Raw genomic sequence first — 740 nt, forward strand, 5'->3', positions numbered from 1 at the left:
ATGTCGTTGGATGAAACACGCAGTGTGATAGACAGTTACGCTACCGAATTTGGTCTACCTGTTACTGATGTCTTGTCACAACCTGTCGAACATCTGTTGCACATCGTAACGTCAGCTTTCCCTATAATAGAAAGTAAACTGGCCGAAAAAGGGTGAACTACCCTAGGTTAGACATCGATTGTGGGAAAGTTCACCATAACGCTCAATTCCTGATTACTCAGCTCTCACTGAAAAATATATCCGTTACGCCTGTAACAAAAGCCTTCCTCGGCCACCCTATCATCGCACAAGTTCTTATTGATGCTGGCGCACCAATGTTAGCCGATTCAAGAATCGAAAATCTTCAAAAGATGACTGAATCTGGCATTTCTATCCCCAAAATGCTGATACGTACACCCATGCTCAGTCAAGTGGCGAGCGTAATAAAATACAGTGATATGAGTTTAAACTCTGAAGTTGAAGTGATTCAGAGGCTTTCACATGCAGCGGAACAACAAAATTGCCGTCACGATATTATTATTATGGTTGAGCTTGGCGATCTCAGAGAAGGTGTGATGCCTAATCGCGTGATTGATTTTATCCGTGAGATTATTTCTTTACCAAACATCACGATAAAAGGAATTGGTACGAATTTAGCTTGTCGGTATGGTGTCGCTCCAGATGATAAAAATATGAATATTCTTTCTGATCTTGCCGATGGAATTGAAGCTACATTTGGGATCAATCTAGAAATTATTTCA

At 40.8% G+C, this 740-nt stretch carries 1 protein-coding gene and 1 pseudogene; both read left to right on the forward strand.

Annotation, left to right across the window (positions count from 1 at the left end):
* Window positions 1-156 (forward strand): annotated as a pseudogene (locus AB4482_RS23025) (DUF1611 domain-containing protein); the annotation flags it as partial.
* The coding region (locus tag AB4482_RS23030) for an alanine racemase (RefSeq protein WP_372181805.1) at window positions 153-740 on the forward strand (588 nt) is incomplete at its 3' end. The pseudogene AB4482_RS23025 and the gene AB4482_RS23030, both read left to right, overlap by 4 nt.

Source organism: Vibrio sp. 10N.222.55.C7, from assembly GCF_041473335.1.
In the GTDB taxonomy this organism is placed as follows: domain Bacteria; phylum Pseudomonadota; class Gammaproteobacteria; order Enterobacterales; family Vibrionaceae; genus Vibrio; species Vibrio crassostreae_C.